The organism is Brevundimonas sp. UBA7507 (genome assembly GCF_002478355.1).
Classification (GTDB): Bacteria; Pseudomonadota; Alphaproteobacteria; order Caulobacterales; family Caulobacteraceae; genus Brevundimonas; species Brevundimonas diminuta_D.
In genome coordinates this window covers 1-14765 of the sequence record NZ_DLNP01000003.1, presented here as the reverse complement: position 1 = coordinate 14765, position 14765 = coordinate 1, and the positions used below count along the sequence as shown (strand labels likewise).

17 protein-coding genes are annotated in these 14765 nt (G+C 66.5%); all 17 read right to left on the bottom strand.

The window, feature by feature from the left end:
• Position 1: 1 nt before the first annotated feature.
• Positions 2 to 466, bottom strand: coding sequence for a hypothetical protein (locus tag B3D50_RS02260; protein WP_286949227.1), 465 nt, complete (start codon positions 464 to 466; stop codon positions 2 to 4).
• Entirely contained in the window at positions 459 to 1184 is a 726-nt protein-coding gene (locus B3D50_RS02255; RefSeq protein WP_286949226.1) for a DUF6441 family protein, read from the bottom strand. The genes B3D50_RS02260 and B3D50_RS02255 overlap by 8 nt, the downstream gene beginning before the upstream one ends.
• Positions 1181 to 1513: a head-tail joining protein gene (locus tag B3D50_RS02250; RefSeq protein WP_191001863.1), complete on the bottom strand. Its 333-nt coding sequence runs from the start codon at positions 1511 to 1513 to the stop codon at positions 1181 to 1183. The genes B3D50_RS02255 and B3D50_RS02250 overlap by 4 nt, the downstream gene beginning before the upstream one ends.
• Before the next feature lie 21 nt (positions 1514 to 1534).
• Positions 1535 to 1864 (bottom strand): DUF2190 family protein, encoded by a 330-nt coding sequence (locus tag B3D50_RS02245; RefSeq protein WP_286949224.1) that lies wholly within the window; start codon positions 1862 to 1864, stop codon positions 1535 to 1537.
• Between the two features lie 69 nt (positions 1865 to 1933).
• Positions 1934 to 3946: a prohead protease/major capsid protein fusion protein gene (locus tag B3D50_RS02240; RefSeq protein WP_286949223.1), complete on the bottom strand. Its 2013-nt coding sequence runs from the start codon at positions 3944 to 3946 to the stop codon at positions 1934 to 1936.
• Between the two features lie 2 nt (positions 3947 to 3948).
• Positions 3949 to 5685, bottom strand: a complete 1737-nt coding sequence (locus B3D50_RS02235; RefSeq protein ID WP_286949222.1) for a phage portal protein — start codon at positions 5683 to 5685, stop codon at positions 3949 to 3951.
• Positions 5685 to 5894, bottom strand: a complete 210-nt coding sequence (locus tag B3D50_RS02230; protein ID WP_286949221.1) for a phage head-tail joining protein — start codon at positions 5892 to 5894, stop codon at positions 5685 to 5687. Before B3D50_RS02230 ends, B3D50_RS02235 begins: the two co-directional genes overlap by 1 nt.
• Positions 5895 to 5903: 9 nt before the next feature.
• The gene (locus B3D50_RS02225; RefSeq protein WP_286949220.1) at positions 5904 to 8042 is read right to left on the bottom strand and encodes a phage terminase large subunit family protein; all 2139 of its coding nucleotides are present in this window, start codon (positions 8040 to 8042) and stop codon (positions 5904 to 5906) included.
• Positions 7933 to 8601: a hypothetical protein gene (locus tag B3D50_RS02220; protein WP_286949219.1), complete on the bottom strand. Its 669-nt coding sequence runs from the start codon at positions 8599 to 8601 to the stop codon at positions 7933 to 7935. Before B3D50_RS02220 ends, B3D50_RS02225 begins: the two co-directional genes overlap by 110 nt.
• 519 nt (positions 8602 to 9120) lie before the next feature.
• Positions 9121 to 9711, bottom strand: coding sequence for a hypothetical protein (locus B3D50_RS02215; RefSeq protein WP_286949218.1), 591 nt, complete (start codon positions 9709 to 9711; stop codon positions 9121 to 9123).
• Positions 9708 to 10310 carry a hypothetical protein gene (locus B3D50_RS02210; RefSeq protein ID WP_286949217.1) on the bottom strand — a complete coding sequence of 201 codons (603 nt, stop codon included), beginning with the start codon at positions 10308 to 10310 and terminating at the stop codon, positions 9708 to 9710. The genes B3D50_RS02215 and B3D50_RS02210 overlap by 4 nt, the downstream gene beginning before the upstream one ends.
• Complete coding sequence (locus B3D50_RS02205; RefSeq protein ID WP_286949216.1) at positions 10307 to 11017, bottom strand: hypothetical protein; 711 nt, start codon at positions 11015 to 11017, stop codon at positions 10307 to 10309. Before B3D50_RS02205 ends, B3D50_RS02210 begins: the two co-directional genes overlap by 4 nt.
• A 621-nt stretch (positions 11018 to 11638) precedes the next feature.
• Positions 11639 to 12913 carry a DNA-methyltransferase gene (locus tag B3D50_RS02200; protein ID WP_286949215.1) on the bottom strand — a complete coding sequence of 425 codons (1275 nt, stop codon included), beginning with the start codon at positions 12911 to 12913 and terminating at the stop codon, positions 11639 to 11641.
• Positions 12910 to 13266: a helix-turn-helix domain-containing protein gene (locus B3D50_RS02195; RefSeq protein WP_286949214.1), complete on the bottom strand. Its 357-nt coding sequence runs from the start codon at positions 13264 to 13266 to the stop codon at positions 12910 to 12912. Before B3D50_RS02195 ends, B3D50_RS02200 begins: the two co-directional genes overlap by 4 nt.
• A 29-nt stretch (positions 13267 to 13295) precedes the next feature.
• Positions 13296 to 13670: a hypothetical protein gene (locus tag B3D50_RS02190; protein ID WP_286949213.1), complete on the bottom strand. Its 375-nt coding sequence runs from the start codon at positions 13668 to 13670 to the stop codon at positions 13296 to 13298.
• 40 nt (positions 13671 to 13710) lie between these two features.
• Positions 13711 to 14556 (bottom strand): DUF2303 family protein, encoded by an 846-nt coding sequence (locus B3D50_RS02185; RefSeq protein WP_286949212.1) that lies wholly within the window; start codon positions 14554 to 14556, stop codon positions 13711 to 13713.
• 2 nt (positions 14557 to 14558) lie between these two features.
• Positions 14559 to 14765, bottom strand: a 207-nt coding sequence (locus tag B3D50_RS02180; protein ID WP_286949211.1) for a hypothetical protein, incomplete at its 5' end; no start/stop codon positions are given.

The following is a 14765-nucleotide window of genomic DNA, read 5'->3' as shown; positions in this document are numbered from 1 at the left end:
CTTAGGGGGTACGGCCCAGCGCATCGCCGGACCGGACTCGAATGGTGAAGGTCAGGAAAAGGCTGACGCCGTTCGGCGGCAGTTCGTCATCCGTCTGTTCGCCGAGGATCAGCCGCTCGGCCTTGCCCGAAAGAGTCGGGTTCCTGCCGGGGATGACGGCCACTGCATCGAGGACTTCATTCACGCGAAGGGATCGCATGAGACGGGCGGGCCCGGCCGCCGCCAGCTCCAGTCGACACTGTCGGTCGATGACGTAACGCGTAGCGGATCCGCCGAGGATATGCCGCACAGGTGCGGTGCCGAGTTTCACCAGCGCTGCCGCACAGACGAGCGTCCTCTCGTCACCTGTCGGGGTGAAGGGCGCCTCAGGGTCGATCTTCAGTTTATCACCGCTGGAGATGAAGCCAACGGCGACGAGCGCCTGCGCCAGCTGCTCAGCCAGTTCCTGATACGCCGGTTCAATCATTGCTCGGCCCTGTCAGAAGCGGGACAGATGAGCCCTGCTGGAAATAGCGGATGAAGCGCCGGTCGATCTCGCGGCTGGCGTTCGCGCGGGCCCGATCCCGGATCACGCTGCCCCGCAGCATCCGAGGGAGACGGGCTTCCTTGACGACGTAGAAGACGACGATGGTGGTCAGGCCCCGGCCGGTTCTAAGCGCTGTGGCGCTCGCCTTCTTGAAGGTGCCCGGTCGAGATGCGCTCGACCTGGCTTCAGCAACGAGAAGGCCCGCCTTGCCGGGGCGGTAGATCAGCCGGAGCTTGCCGAAGCGCTGCTCCGCGAGCGCGAGGGTGTTGGTTCGCTGGCCGCCGTTCCGGCTCGGCCTGACAACCCGGCCATTGGGCCAAACATCGGGGTTCGGGATGAGAAGGAAATGACCTTCAGGAGACCGAACCACCGTCGCCTGCTCAAAGGCGCGCTGAAGGATCGGGAAGGTCGAGAAAACCTGCGCGGCTGGGTTTAGGCCGCTGTTCTTGTACTTGCGGACACGGATGGTTTTAGTCAGGCGCTGGGCGTTCCGAAGCCCTGACTGCGCCACGTCCTGGCGCCACTTGGCCTGCGTATCGACGGCGTAGTCGAACAGGGCGGCCTGTAGCGCGGTCTCGACGTTGGTCAGGCCCTTGTCGACCTCCTTGTCGAAGTCCCCCGTCAGCGCCGCACGGAGCTGGACCCCGTTGAGGTTCATCCCGGTTCGACCTCGGCGGCCCACCACCGGCCGTCGTCCTCGGCGACGGGCGCCTCGGCGAGAGCCCATACGTCGTCGTCAACCCGGAACAGGTGGCCTTCAGCCAAGTGCGGGAGGATGTCTCGAGCGACCCGGAGAACCGGACGGGATCGGGTAAACGACATGCCCCCGGAGAGCCGGTCGGCTGACCGGGGGTGATCGATCATCACCCGAACCCGGAGGCCCTCTGCCGCGTCTGGGTCGTCGTCGCCGAAATACAACGCATCGTCACAGAGCTTGCGCTCGACGGCACGATCGAGGCGGACCAGGAGGCTGCTGAAGTTACGCATCAACGCCTCCTGACCTCAGTCTCAAGCCGCAGGGATCAGCTTGACGTCGACGGCTGCGGCGTTGGCCGCTTTCGCGGCGGCGAAGTAGCCGATCTTGGTATTGCCGGTGGCGGCGCCGGTGGCGGCGCCAGCGGTAGCGTCCCAATAGGCGGTCGCGAACTGCGCCGCTGCGGCGCCAGCGGCGGGCAACTCGTACACGCCCTCGACAGCGCCGGAGTTGGCCTCGCCTTCCTCCGTGGTGCTGGCGGGGATCAGGAACGCCTTTTCGATGATCAGCGGCTTGCCGGCGACGGCGCCGCCCGCAGGCGTGACGAAGTCGAGGATTGCGCCCTGCTGTTTGTAGTTTTTCATGGTCGTCTGGTCCTTAGAAACGACGAGGGCGGCCGAAGCCGCCCAGGTCAGGGATGATGAGACGGGCGATCAGCCCTCGTTGAGCCAGGTGCCGCGATGATCGACCGCGCCGAATGCGAAGTCGTGCAGCACCTTCCAGACGATGCCGTCCTGATTGAACGGCTCGTGCTGGCTGACCATCGGGCCTTCAGCGTCACGCAGGTAGCCGTAGACGAAGGCCGCCAGTTCATTCGGGTCCGTGAACAGCCGCCAGCTGTTGTTGGTGATCCGGGCCGTGACCTCGACGCGCAGGCGGCCAGCCCACGGGTTGAACTCGTCCTGGCTGACGGCGTTGACCACCGCCACGAACTTGCGGGCGGCCAGCTCCTGCTTCGGACCCACCAGCAAGATCGCCGGGCTGTAATCCAGCACCTCGTCGCCGAGCCCCTTCTGGAAGCGGATGGCTTGGTTGCCCGCGTCGACCGTGGTCTCGCTGATCGCGCCGCTCGCCGCAGCCAGGTTGCCGTGATCGGCATGGTACAAGGTCTTGCCGTCGGCCAGCTTCAGGCCCTTGCCGTTGTTGCTGAGCAGGCCATCAAAGGCGACCTTGTCCTCAGTCCTGGCGGCAGAGCGACCGGCCGCAGCCGCCATGTCGGCGAAGGCGCCCAGATCGTCGTTGATCAGGGCTTGGCGGGTCAGGGCGATGTTGCGGCCGCGGGTCTTCAGGCCGACCTTCTCAGCGGACTCGGGGATGGTGCCGGACTTGATCTCGCCCGACTGGTTCACTTCTTCCAGCAGCGGGAACTCGCCGATGCGCAGCATGCTGTGCGGGCGGAAGTCTTGGAAGTTCCGGCGCGCCGAGAAGGTGCGATAGATCGGCTGAGCCTGAGTGTAGGACGCGAGCAGCACGCGGCTCGCCGCCTGTTGGAGCAGGTTCGGGAAGTCCGACGTGGTGTGCATGCCCACCGACCGCTCGATGATCTCGTCCACGTTGCGCGAGGCGATCCCGTTGCGCTCGGCCATCAGGTCCACGATGCGCAGACCCCGGTACTGACGCCCGATGTCCGTCGGTTGAGCGTGGGTCATGCGCGAGACCAAGGCGTCGACCATGCCGCGGCTTTGGGTCTCGCGCTCGTCCGAACTCACGCGAGCGCCGGCGCCTGCCGCCACCGCCGCCGTTTGCGCGGCCTGAGCGCGAGACGCAGCGGCCAGGATCGCGCTTTCGACGGACTGGACCGTCTGAGCCGGGTCGGTGACGAGCGCGCGGATTTGAGTTTCGACATCAGCGCCGAACGAGCGAGCCTGCTCCAGAAGACGAAGGCCGTCGGTCAAGCCGACGCCGCTCGGAACCGGCTGGGCGGCCGGAGCAGCTGCGCGCGTGGCGGTTTCGCCAGTCGGGGCCACGGGGGCGGCGCCCGTGTCGGTGTTCGGGGACAGCGCAGCGGCGGCCGCGCCGCCCATGAGGCGGGTACGCATGGTCTCATTCTCCTGTTGGGGATCGGCGGGCTCGCCGGGGGTTCCGGGGGATTGGCCCGCAGAACGCACCCCGGCGTTCGCGTCTGCGGGAACTGATACGAAGCTGACCTCCATCAGCGACCACCGGGTGGCTCGCCAGATTTCGCGATCATCTTCGATGCCGACCAGTTCGAAGGTCTCGATGGTGTAGCCGCAGCTGATGCCCGTGAGCTCGCCGCGGGCGACCATGCCCTCGACCTTCCGGCCGATGTCGGTATCGGCAAACACAATGCGGCCGACGAGGTTGGGCCCTTCGAACCGAGCCTCGACCACCGAGCCGACGACGGCGTCGATCTGGCGATCATTGTGATGGTCAAGGGCTCGGACCTGGCCCAGAGCCACGCGACTGATGTCGCAGGCTTCCGGCGAGACCTCGAGTTCCTCGTACCCGAACCAAGTCCGGCGACGGACGCCGGTCGAGATGATCACCTCAACTGAGCGGGTCGCGGCGTCGTAGGTCGTGGGGGCGAAGGCGGCGAACCGCTGCACGGTCTGGCCGTGATATCCGGTCGGTGCGGAGCGGCCGTCCGCGTCGGTAGCAGGCGCGCGCACGGGGGCAGCGCCCATAAGGCGTGAGCGAAGCAACATGGCTATTCCCTGTTCTCGGGTTCGTCGGCGCCAGTCAGGGCGCCGATGATGGCGGCCATTGCCTGGCCGTTCGGATCACCGTCGCGAAGCGCGGTGGCGGCTTCGACGAAGCCCTGATTGATCGCGGCGCGGTCGCCGCGCTCCGTGGCGTCCAGCATACGGCCGAAGAAACTCACGACCGACCGACTGTCTGCATCATCCTTGGGCAGGACAAACCCGGACGGCGGCTGCAGGGCGCCCGATCCATTGACGCGCCGCGGGTCGGTGTCGAAGACCAGCCCCAGTTTGTCCCCCAGCGCCTGGACCGCTGCCTTCTCCTCGAAGTGGGCCCTGTACTCTTTGCCGCGCTGGGCGAGGATTTCCGGCTTGTTGATGAAGCCCGCACGCTCTTGCATGACGAGCGCGGCTACATCCTTGATCGGGTCAACCCACTGGCGCGGCGGCGGCGTCCATTCGGCGGTGCATTCCGCCAGGCGCGGCTCTCGGCGAAGCAGGGCCTCGCGCCGCATGACACGGGCGAACGCCGGGTCGCAGAGGAAAGGAACGATGACGTTCCACTGCCAGTCGTCAAGCACAGCCCAGAACGCCACGGTAGCAGCGCGGAGGCTCGAATAGTTCGCCTGGCCGACATCGCCGGTCATCAGGTGATCGGGAATGCCTATGGCCGCAGCCACGCTCCGAAGCTGCTGGCGATAGAATGTGTCGCTATCGCCGTCCGCCGTCGGGGTGATTGTGGTATATTCCTCGCCGGGCAAGCCTTCGACGACCATGCCGGGCACCATCCGCTCCAGAGCTGGAGAGCCGGAGCCTTCATCCTCGCCCGCTTCCGTCTCGGTGCCGACGTCGACTTCTTCCTCGTCCTCGTCACGCGACATCGTGCGGATGATGCCGATGCACGCCTGCATCCGCTTTTTGGTCGCGATGGCTACGTCCAGGTCTTGGAGCATGCGCACGACCATCATGCTCGGCGCGAGCCAAGGAACCCCTCGGGTCTGACCTGGGCGCGTGGGCTCAAACATGTGATCCACGTGCTGAGCGTCGACGCGATCATACTTGCGGAGCAGACCGCGGAGCATGTCGCCGGGGTGATCGCGCAGCAGATGATAAGCCGCTCGGTCCCCTGCCCCGTCGAATTCGACGCCGTCACGGATCAGAGGCCCGTTGGTGTTGAGCAGACCCCAAAGGCCGGAAGGCGTTTCCAGTTGGTCGCCCTCGACCAGACGGCAGCGGGCGTCAGGCACGCCGTCCTTAGCCGTCCACACGTTCAGAACGTCGCCGCCCTCGACCATCGTGCGCACGGCCAGCTTTTGCAGGCCGTAGAAGTCGTGGCGCCCGTCGACCTTCGAGCGAGCGAACTTGAGCCAGATCTCCTGCGCCAGTTTCTGGATCGCTGGATCAGGATGCGCGGCGCGCGCCTCGATCCCGTCCCCTACGAGGTTCGCGACGAGCTGGCGCACCAGCGCGGCGACGTATGGGTTGTTCCGCGCCAAGTCCCGCGAGCGATTGCGCATCACCCCGAGGTCTTGGGTGATCGTCGCATCGGCGCTGCCGGAGCCAGGGTGCCAGTCGCGCGTCAGGCGGTTGTGGCGCCCGGCCTCATAGCGCCTGCGCCCGCCACTCGGGCGGGCTGCCTTCAGGGACATATCGACCAGCTCGGCCCCAGCCCTCGCGGCCATACGGCGGCGCATGGCGCGGGGCGAGATGATGCCGACGAGGCGGTCCGAAAGGGCGGCCTGCATCAGTAGCGCCCCAGCGAGGCGGCCTTGTATCGGGTCCGACGCTTCCGCCTCTTCCCCCCCAAGCCCTCGAAGTAGTCTATGGCCATTCGGATTTCATCGACGCCGCGGTAGGTCACGCGGCGGCCGTTGCTCTCGACGGTCACATGCTCGCTGGCCAAGCCCTCGCGCAGCTGCGCCAACTCGGTTGCGTAGTTGTCCGATACGGGCATGCAAGCCTCCTAGCGACCAGACCAAAGCCAGTCGTCGTCTGAGCCGGGCCCTTGCCGTCGAGGGCGGCGGCGGCGCTTCGCGGGCGCTGCGGGCGGGGTCTCCGACCCCTCATCGGGTTCGGCGGGCGGCGGGCCCGGTGGAATGGGTTGTTCGGCTTCGACTGAGGTGGCGTGAGCGTTCAACTTCAGCCCTTTCGCGATAAGGCCCATCAGTGCGGCGTACGCGTAGACGCGGCAGTCGAGGCCCTCGTTCGCCCGACCTGGGATCTGTTCCCAGACCCAGTATTTCCGGCCACCCTCGACCTTGACCTTGGGGCGCTCGGCCGTGAGCTGGCTGAACCAGTGGAAGTCGCGGTCTGCGGGGAAGTGCATGTAGCCGGGGCCCGGAAGCGCGACTTGTAGCCGGTGAGATATCGTGTCCTTCGCCGTCTGCGTCCCGATGATGTAGGGCCTGAACTTCTCCCTGCCCTTCTTGGTGGGGCGCTTGGCGGGCCAAACAGGCGAGCGGCGCCCGGCGCGGTCGCTGGCACCTTTGATCGCCCAAACTTGTCGCCCCAGCCTCTCCTTGCTGAACTGATAGACGCTGTCGGTGAAGTGACCGCCGGAGTCGTGGCAGGCCGCGGCGATGCGGAACTCGCGCCCATCTCCACGCCGAAAGACGGTCAACAGGTATTCGTCGAGCTTCTTCCTCGTGACTGGGTCGTCGAACGCGCCTTCGATGACCTTGTAGTCGACGGACCACGACTCCTGATCGAAGCCCCAGCCTACGACCTCGACCTCGACGCGGTCGTCCTGCGTGTCGATCCCGGCCGTCAGGACCGCGACGCCGTTCGGAACGTGGCCTTCTTTCCAGTTCTCGCGACGCGCCGCCAGCGTCTCGGCCGCAATAAACTTCCCGGCGCTGCGGCGATAAGGGAGCCCCATCTGCGTGTTCCACCACGCCTGAAGCTTGTCCTCGTCCCCCTGCGCATCGAGCCATTTCTTGGCGATCCGGGCGGGGGCGTCTTTTCGGCTCCAGGGGCTGTACAGCTTTCCGGCGTTGAAGCTGGCGTGCTGATTGGAAACGGCCCAGTCGCCACAGCAACGGCACTTGGCGCGATAGACCGCCCAGCGCGAGCTCTCCCACCAGTCCCAGAGCGAACCGACAGGGTCGGGCTCCCCTGCCTTCGACAAAGAGGTGTACGCCTCGAGCGGTATCTGACGTTCACCACAGCAAATGAACGGCCGCGTCTGGTGCCACCGGATCGTCGCGAGCGACTTCAGGCGCTCGCCTTCACTCCAGCCAACGCCGCAAGCCTCACAGAAGACCTGGGCCTTCTGGTGAAGGTGTTCCTTCTCGTGGCCTTCGACCTCACGCTTCGGCCACTGCACATGATCCCAGGTCAGGAACTGGCGATGCGAACAATGCGGACATGCGACCGACGGCTTGCGCTGGTCGCCGTCGAGATAGCTGCTCTCGATCCGGCTTTCGCCCGCGATGGTCGGCGAGCAGGTCCGCACGCTCAGGGCGTCGGAGAAGGTCGCTTGTCGTTCGTCGCCCAGGACGAACGGGTCGCCTTCCTTCGTGACCGGATACTTGTCGACCTCGTCGTAGAGGGTCAGGCGGATCGGGCGACGGGCCAGGTTGTCAGGGCTACCGGCGCCCACCAGCGCCAGAAAGCCGCCTGGGAAACTCTTGAACGTCAGAGTGTCTTCCGACGTCCGCGTGTGGCGGTGGCCGACCAGCCCCTTAAGAACCGGCGTCACCCGGATCATCGGGGCGATGCGCTCCTTTGAGAACGCCTCGGCGGCGTCATCCTTCGGCTGCACGAGCAGGATCGGACAGGGGTTCAGGTGCGCGTGATAACCGAAGATGTTCTCGAGCAGCGCCGTCTTCAGAAGCTGCGTCGACACCATCGCCGAGAGCACCTCAACGCCCGGCTCTGTGACGGCCAGCATCGGGCCCCGCCCGATCTCGACCGTGGATGTGCGCCAGCGGCCAGAGCTGCTGCCCGCCTCAGGGGCAAGGCGGCGAAACTCGTCAGCCCACTCGGGAAGGCTAAGCCGCGGAGGCGGGTTGAACGCCTTCTTCGCTGTCAGCCTGAGCCGCTCCATCTTGTCGGAGCGGGTTAGATGGTTGGCCCAGATCGGAGAGCTGCTGGTGGACATGAACCGTCAGCGCCTCCAACACCTGATCAGCCTCGACGTCGAGCTCGGCCGCGATCAGGGGGGCCACGCGAGACGGAAAGTTCAGCCAGGCGTCGCGCTGGAGGCGGAACATTTCGAAGATGACGGCCTCGGCGTCGGCCATCTCGACAACTTCACCGGCGCGCTTGCGGGCGTCGATCAGGCGAAGCAGGGCGAGGCCGTTCTCCTTGAACGTCTCGGCCGTAATCTTGTCGACGTTGTGCCCCTCCGCGAGCCGATTAGCGAACGCGATCAGGGCGGGTTGCAGGTCTTCCGCCTCTTCGGCGGCGCCCGTCAGCTCCTCGGCCAGCCCAGCGAGTTCGCGGACAACTGGTTTACTCGGTTGACGGTTGACCGTTGACGCCTCAGTTGACCGATCCGCGAACCGCCCGAGGCCCGCATGAGCCATGATGCGATCCGACGCCGCAACGTCGACCTTGCCGTCGATGATTTTCAGGCAGCCCCTGGCTTTCCACTTGCTGGCCGCCTGCTTCGAGGCGCCGTGCTGCTTGGCGTATTCAGCCATGCTGACGAGGGCCATCGTCAACCTCCGTCAACCGTCAACCGGGTTTGGCGCCCATAGCTGAAAAACGTACATGCCTCAGCCGCCCGTATACGGAGCCGCCCCCCTCAGAAAGAACCTATACCCCCACGGGGGCAGACGTCGGTCTGACGGCGCTTTGCCGTCATGCCTCCTCCCTAGCGATCAGGTCTGACGAGTGGTCAGACCGACGTTGGAGCGGCGGATGTCCGCGCGCTCATCGGTGACGCCGGGCGGAGGGGATTGGCGCGACATCGGCGCCGGGCGCGAGACCTGATGATCGCCGTGAACTCGTGGCGCTTTGGGCATCTGTCCCCCTCGGTGATGGTGCCGGGCGGCTGCGCCGCAAGGGCAGACGGCAGGCCCGGCCGGGAACTCCCAACCCTAAGCCTGCCGTCCTCTCGCCCTTAAGGGAGGCCGGATACGAAGAAGGCCCGCCCGGTTTCCCGAGGGGCCTATCTTGTGGACGCGCGAAGCGACCTTGATGTTTTCTACCACATTTGGTGGCGTTGAAAAGGCCTAAGCCGCTTCGGCTTTGCGTTCGTGATATTGGCGCCGAAGCATCGGCATCCGGTCCTTGACCCAGACCAGATGAGCGCAGGCCGCCCTCACCCGTGCGGCCTGGGCTCGGGGATCAGTCTCGAGGGTGTACTTCTCCACGACTGCCCGCCAGCGCGTCATCAGGTCAGCGTCGGGCTGCATGAGGGCCATGAGCATCCTAATATCATCCGGGCGAAACTGTTGTTCGATGATGTGAAGATCAAGGCCCGCGGCGATCATCCAGTTCGTGACATTCTGACCCGGCGCTCCAGATGCCGTGCCCCGAATGTAGTCCGGCCGACGCTCGGCGCCGTTCTCTCCAGAAGCCGTCCTGATCGTCTCCTCCAACCAGTCAATGGCCATGCGTTCATGACCACCGGCAGGCAGCAGCGTGTTGAAGCAGTTCAGGCGCCAGGCTCCGGTCAGGCGGCCCGTGCGCTTGTCGACATTGACGGCCGTGCTGGGCTGGGCGCGCAGACGAGCGATCTCGGCCGCGCTCTCTGCCCGTTCCTGACGATGGCGAGCGGCGGCCGCCGGATCATACGGCTTCTTCTTCCCCTTCTTGCTCATGCGGGCACCCGGTATCCGGCGCGCTCGACCTGCCCGATGCGTTTGTCGAGTTCTTCGCAGCGCGACACGAACGCCTGTAGCGCCTCGTCCTGAAGCGCCTTCAGTTCAGCCTTCAGCGCACCGATCTCGGCGCTGAAAGCCGAACCGGCTTCGTTGACGTCAGGCCCGAAGCCCAGTGTCTCGCGGGCGGCGGCCACCCATGCGAAAGGGACGTTCAGGCCCTTGGCGACGGATCGATCGCTATGGGCCTTCGCATAGCAGCCGCGATCCTCGAGATAGGTCTCGAAGAGGGCTTCACGGATTCGGCGACGGTCTTCGGTGCTGGGCTGACGGGGCGGCTCTACGGCCATGATGCTCTCCTGGGCGATGGGGGCGGGTTTGGGTTTCGGGGCGGAACAGGCTGGGCAGACGCCGCGATCTGGCCTGACGCTCGTCCATCCCGCGCGGCGGAAGGCTTGAGCGCAGGGTGACGACGCCAGCGGCCGCTTGGCCGTGTCCTTGATCCGGCCTTCGGCGCCGCACCGACATTCGAGGACGCGGTAGCGGGTCCACTGGCCGCCCTCCTGTTCCATGACGGTGCGGAAGTTCGCTCGGCTCATGCTGCCTTCCCCAGTTTCGCGCGCATCTCTGCGCTCATGTGGCTGCCGGGCGGGAGCGGGGCGGACGGCGTGCGGGGCCGGGCGGCATGACGGGCCGCCATCAACTTCGCCGTCGGTGTCTCCGACAGCGCCGCCAGCGTCTCGGACACCATCGCCTTCACCTCTTCCGGCGAATGCTTCGGACCGGGCAGAGGCTTCGGCGCCGTCGCCTGCTGGTGCTGAACCACCGCCGCCTTGGCGCGATTGTACGCGCGGGCGAAGCGGCCCGTCGTCGGTGTAGTCCGGGCGAGGTGCGCCAGCTTGCCCGGCTTCGGCGCCCAGTCGCTGTCCGGCAGGGCGATGTACGCCTTCATCCCGGACTCGATGGCCGAGGCCGTCAGACCGGCCAGGGCTTCGAAATAGTCCGCGTAGAAGGTGGCCCACTCGCTCTCCGTGCGGCTGATCCTCAGATCGCCGAACGTCTGCTCCCGGCTGCGGATGATGGCGACGATCTCGGCCTCGGTCGCGGGCCGCAGGGCCTCCTGCCTCAGAACCGGCAGCATCATCGCCGCCTGGCCGCGCAGCAGGTCGCTCTTCGTGATCACCTCCACGGCCTTGGCGTCAGAAACCTCCTCGAGCAGCCACGACCTGAGAGGCCCACTCAGCTCCGGCATCCGAACGGTCTCGGTTTGCGCTGCGGGCAGATTGGCGGTCGGAAACTCGGTCATCGGTCTGGGCTGCATGGCGGGCCTCGGGAATTTTCAGGGCTTGGCGGTTGTCCGCGATGGACTGGGCGACGGCGGCGTCGAAGAACTTCCACGACGTGATCGGCCTGCCTGGGCGGCTGGCGAGCGCGGTGACCACCGGCACCACGTCGAACTCCCACGACGCGCCGTCACGTCTCCAAGCGAACAGCCGGGTCGACGTGGTCAGCAGGTCCGGTGTCTTGGCCCAGTCCAGACGAGGCGAAGCGACCTCCTCGCAGAGCCGACTAGCCAGCTTGCCGCCAGTCTCCTCGGGCCAATCGGTTGCTGCGACCACCGCCAGGACGGGCTCGGCCCTCTCGTGCGTGCGGGTAGTCTCATATCCGGGGGTATGGGTGGGTGGTTGGGGGGTCTGGGGGGAAGGAGGGAGGGAAAGGGGGGCGTCACATGCGTCACCGGCGTCACGAACGTCACCACCGTCACACGTGACGCTTTGTGACGCCTCGCGACGCTCTCTCCAGCGACGGGTCCGTTCCGCCCCCTTCGAACGCTGCGGCTGCAGGGCCTCGTAGACCTCGCCAGCGCGCAGGGCGTCCTCATGAGAGAAACCGGCCTCCACCATGGCCTTGATGAATGCCACCGCGCTCATGCCGCCACCTCGATCTGGGCGAAGAGCCCCTGATCCGCGGAGAGCCGACGGCGGGCGATTTCCGCGTATTTGGGATTGAGCTCGATTATCGTGCAGTCGAGGCCGTGGCGGTCGGCAACGAGGGCCGTGGTCCCGGCGCCACCGAAGGGGTCAAGGACAACGCCCGGTACGGTGCCAGGGTCGACGCAAGCGCAGGACTTGGCGAAACCCGTTGTGGTGACGCGATTGCTCCAGCCGAGGACATGCCCGTCTTTCGCCCTGTTCGATCCTGCGTCCTGGCGATCCGCCCGGCCGTCTCGATCATCGACGACGTTCCGCTTGGCGGCCTTCGCCGTCGGCACGAGTTCGGTTTCCACGGCACGGACCACCGGCGCCCCGCAAGTCGAGCAACACTTCGCCGGCGCACCGGCGAGGATGCAGCGCTCGGCTAGTTCTGGCGGGAACGTGGCGAAGTGCGCCTCGCTGAAGGGCCGGGTCGCGATGGGCCAGACCTCCAGCGAGGCAGGTTCCCAGTTTCGGAGGCTCCGCCCAGCGCCGCGCGGGTATGCGATGTCTTCTCGATCTGGGCGGTTCTGCGGCTTCTGGCCGTGCGCTCCGGGCGTGTCTTTGGACACGCGAGCGAAGCTGTCTCGACGGGCTGTGCGAGTTCCACTGTGCGCAGGCTGACCGGGCGGCGCATAGCGGCCCCCGGTCAAGTCATGAGCGGTCTGACCTACAGCCTCCTGCCGCACGGCAGCGGCGTCATAGTAGTAGTGCGGCGCTTTCGACAGAAGGAAGATTTTCTCGTGGCTCGATGCGGGACGATCCTTGACGCTTTCCGGCATCGGATTGGGCTTGGCCCAGATGATCTCCGAACGAACCCACCACCCCGCCTCTTGCAGGGCGATGGCCAGCCTGTTCGGCACCATGCAGAGGTCTTTCGGCTTCAGCACGCCTCCAATGGTGGAGAAGGGCTTGTCGCGGAACGTGCGGTCATCACCACCGACCGCCTTCGCTTCGGCGGCGCTGCGGCCATTCGGGGCCGTCGCGTAGCAGTCGCCGTAGTTCAGCCAGAGCGTGCCCGTCGGCTTGAGTACACGGCGCACCTCTTCGAACACCTCGACCATAACCGTCAGGTGCTCGGCCAAAGTCGGCTCCAGGCCGATCTGCCCATCGACGTCGTAGTCGCGCAGACCCCAATAGGGCGGCGATGTCACCACGCAGTCGACGCTCTCGGCGGGCATTGTGCGCAGGCGATCGCGAACATCGCCAATGAGGATTGAGACCGTCATGCCGACACCTGCTGCACGGTCTGGCGGATCGCCTTCAGTCGGGCCAGGCGCTGCTCTGCTTCTTCGATGCGGTCCTCGAGGTAGGCCTGATCGAACCACGCCTCCAGACGCGCCAGATCTTCACCGAACTCGCCCTGCGCGATCTGGCCCTCCACCTTCCGCAGGCCGTGCAGGATCGTCGTGTGGTCCCGCCCGCCCAGCGCGCGGCCGATCAGGTTCAGGCTGAGGTGGGGGCACAGCTGTCTGATCGCGTACATCGCAAACTGTCGGGGTCTGACGACCACGCTGCGGCGACAGTCCCCCGTCAGCGCTGCGGGCGGCAGGCCATAGCTAGCGGCGACGAACTCGATCACCGTCCTGGCGTGAATCCTCGCTGGCCTCGTCATGGCTTCCGCCTCCTGATGACCTGGCGGATACGGCGCTGCGCCTCGACCACCGAACAGCCGAAGCGGGCCGCCACAGTCTCCGCGCTGGCGCCTCTCTCGATCAGCGGCGCCGATCGCTGCAGGGCTTCGTCGCTCCACTGGAAAGGGCGCGGGACCGGCGCCCCCACGGCCTGGGCGGCGCCGTTCATCGGCTCCACCGCCATCACGTCTTCACGGCAGCGCCCGATGATATTAGCGATGGTCTGCCAGCCCCGGCCGAGGCGGCGCAGGCGGCGGATTTCGCTCACCTCGCTCGGCGTCAGGGCGCCGCGCGGGCGGGTGACGAACACCGCCGCATGGATTTGGGGACCGCGATTACTGGCTACTGACATGGCGTGCGCGCCCCCCATTGTCCGGGGGGCGCTCTCCGTCTCAGTCGACCTTCCCGAACAGGGCAGGCTTGCCCGTCCGCGAAGAGGCGTCGGTCACGATCTCCTTGAACACGGCCTGGCGGACGTGCTCGGCGCGGTGCAGTTGGATGCCCAGCTCGAGGCTCGTCTCCACCAGTCGCCAGCGCAGGAAGGCGTACAGCGTCACCGACTGGCCGCCGAAATAGACCGGGATGCGCAGCTGGAACTTCGACGGCACCTCGACGCTGCCGTTTCTCGTCCGCGTCTCCGTCTCGTCCGTGTACTCGAAGTTCTCGTTGTCCGTGTTGGTGCGGACCGCCTTGCGGAAGTCCACCCTGCGGACCGCCTGCAGGTCGCGGCAGACCTCCAGCAGGTCAGCGCCGCTGGGCGCCTCGATGTCGACCGCGTTTTCTTCGAGGAAGCGGGCGAAGCTCAGCTGATCCAGCATCTTGCCGTCGATCGCCTTCCACGTCCGCCACTCTTCCGAAAACGGCAGGGTCAGCGTCACCCGGTGATCGACATGCTGCGGAATGCTGGCGGCGCCGCCTGCGCCTTCCGAAGCGCCGTGATAGTCGATCAGCCCGCGGATCGTGGATGCGTCGATGTCCGCGAACAGGATCGTCTCGTCCTGGCCGAAGAAGTCGACGTAGTCGACGAGGCTGTCCGCGGTCTGAACGACGACCGCCTGCTTCACGCGCGCGGGCGCCGTCAGGATCATGCCGTGCGGGTCGGTGATCTCGGTCGCGGTCGTGCTGTTCGGCTTGATCAGCCAGGTGCGGCCGTCCGCGCCGCTGATGACGGAGGCGGCGGCGGCCGATGCGCCGAGGGCGGCGATGGCCCCGGCTTCAGTGGTGTGGGTGTCGGTCAAGGTCAGGCCCTCCGGGCATCGACGGCCGCGTCGCCCAGATCGGCGTGGCGGAACATCTCGGGTTGTCGGGGATCGTTGCGGTGCAGGTCGCCGTCGACGTCAGCGAAGAAGATCGCCTCCGGCATGTCGGCAGCCGGCGCGCTGGCGCTGATCTTCGAACTGATCACCACCTGCTCGTTGTCGCCCTTCTGGGGCTTCACGGTCAGCTT

Coding starts and splice junctions, on each gene's coding strand:
- B3D50_RS02210 (WP_286949217.1), bottom strand. CDS start 10,310: ATGAGCCGAGCGAACTTCCGCACCGTCATGGAACAGGAGGGCGGCCAG.
- B3D50_RS02235 (WP_286949222.1), bottom strand. CDS start 5,685: ATGCAGGCCGCCCTTTCGGACCGCCTCGTCGGCATCATCTCGCCCCGC.
- B3D50_RS02240 (WP_286949223.1), bottom strand. CDS start 3,946: ATGTTGCTTCGCTCACGCCTTATGGGCGCTGCCCCCGTGCGCGCGCCT.
- B3D50_RS02250 (WP_191001863.1), bottom strand. CDS start 1,513: ATGCGTAACTTCAGCAGCCTCCTGGTCCGCCTCGATCGTGCCGTCGAG.
- B3D50_RS02200 (WP_286949215.1), bottom strand. CDS start 12,913: ATGACGGTCTCAATCCTCATTGGCGATGTTCGCGATCGCCTGCGCACA.
- B3D50_RS02245 (WP_286949224.1), bottom strand. CDS start 1,864: ATGAAAAACTACAAACAGCAGGGCGCAATCCTCGACTTCGTCACGCCT.
- B3D50_RS02220 (WP_286949219.1), bottom strand. CDS start 8,601: ATGGCCCTCGTCAGCATGGCTGAATACGCCAAGCAGCACGGCGCCTCG.
- B3D50_RS02190 (WP_286949213.1), bottom strand. CDS start 13,670: ATGTCAGTAGCCAGTAATCGCGGTCCCCAAATCCATGCGGCGGTGTTC.
- B3D50_RS02230 (WP_286949221.1), bottom strand. CDS start 5,894: ATGCCCGTATCGGACAACTACGCAACCGAGTTGGCGCAGCTGCGCGAG.
- B3D50_RS02260 (WP_286949227.1), bottom strand. CDS start 466: ATGATTGAACCGGCGTATCAGGAACTGGCTGAGCAGCTGGCGCAGGCG.
- B3D50_RS02205 (WP_286949216.1), bottom strand. CDS start 11,017: ATGACCGAGTTTCCGACCGCCAATCTGCCCGCAGCGCAAACCGAGACC.
- B3D50_RS02215 (WP_286949218.1), bottom strand. CDS start 9,711: ATGAGCAAGAAGGGGAAGAAGAAGCCGTATGATCCGGCGGCCGCCGCT.
- B3D50_RS02255 (WP_286949226.1), bottom strand. CDS start 1,184: ATGAACCTCAACGGGGTCCAGCTCCGTGCGGCGCTGACGGGGGACTTC.
- B3D50_RS02225 (WP_286949220.1), bottom strand. CDS start 8,042: ATGTCCACCAGCAGCTCTCCGATCTGGGCCAACCATCTAACCCGCTCC.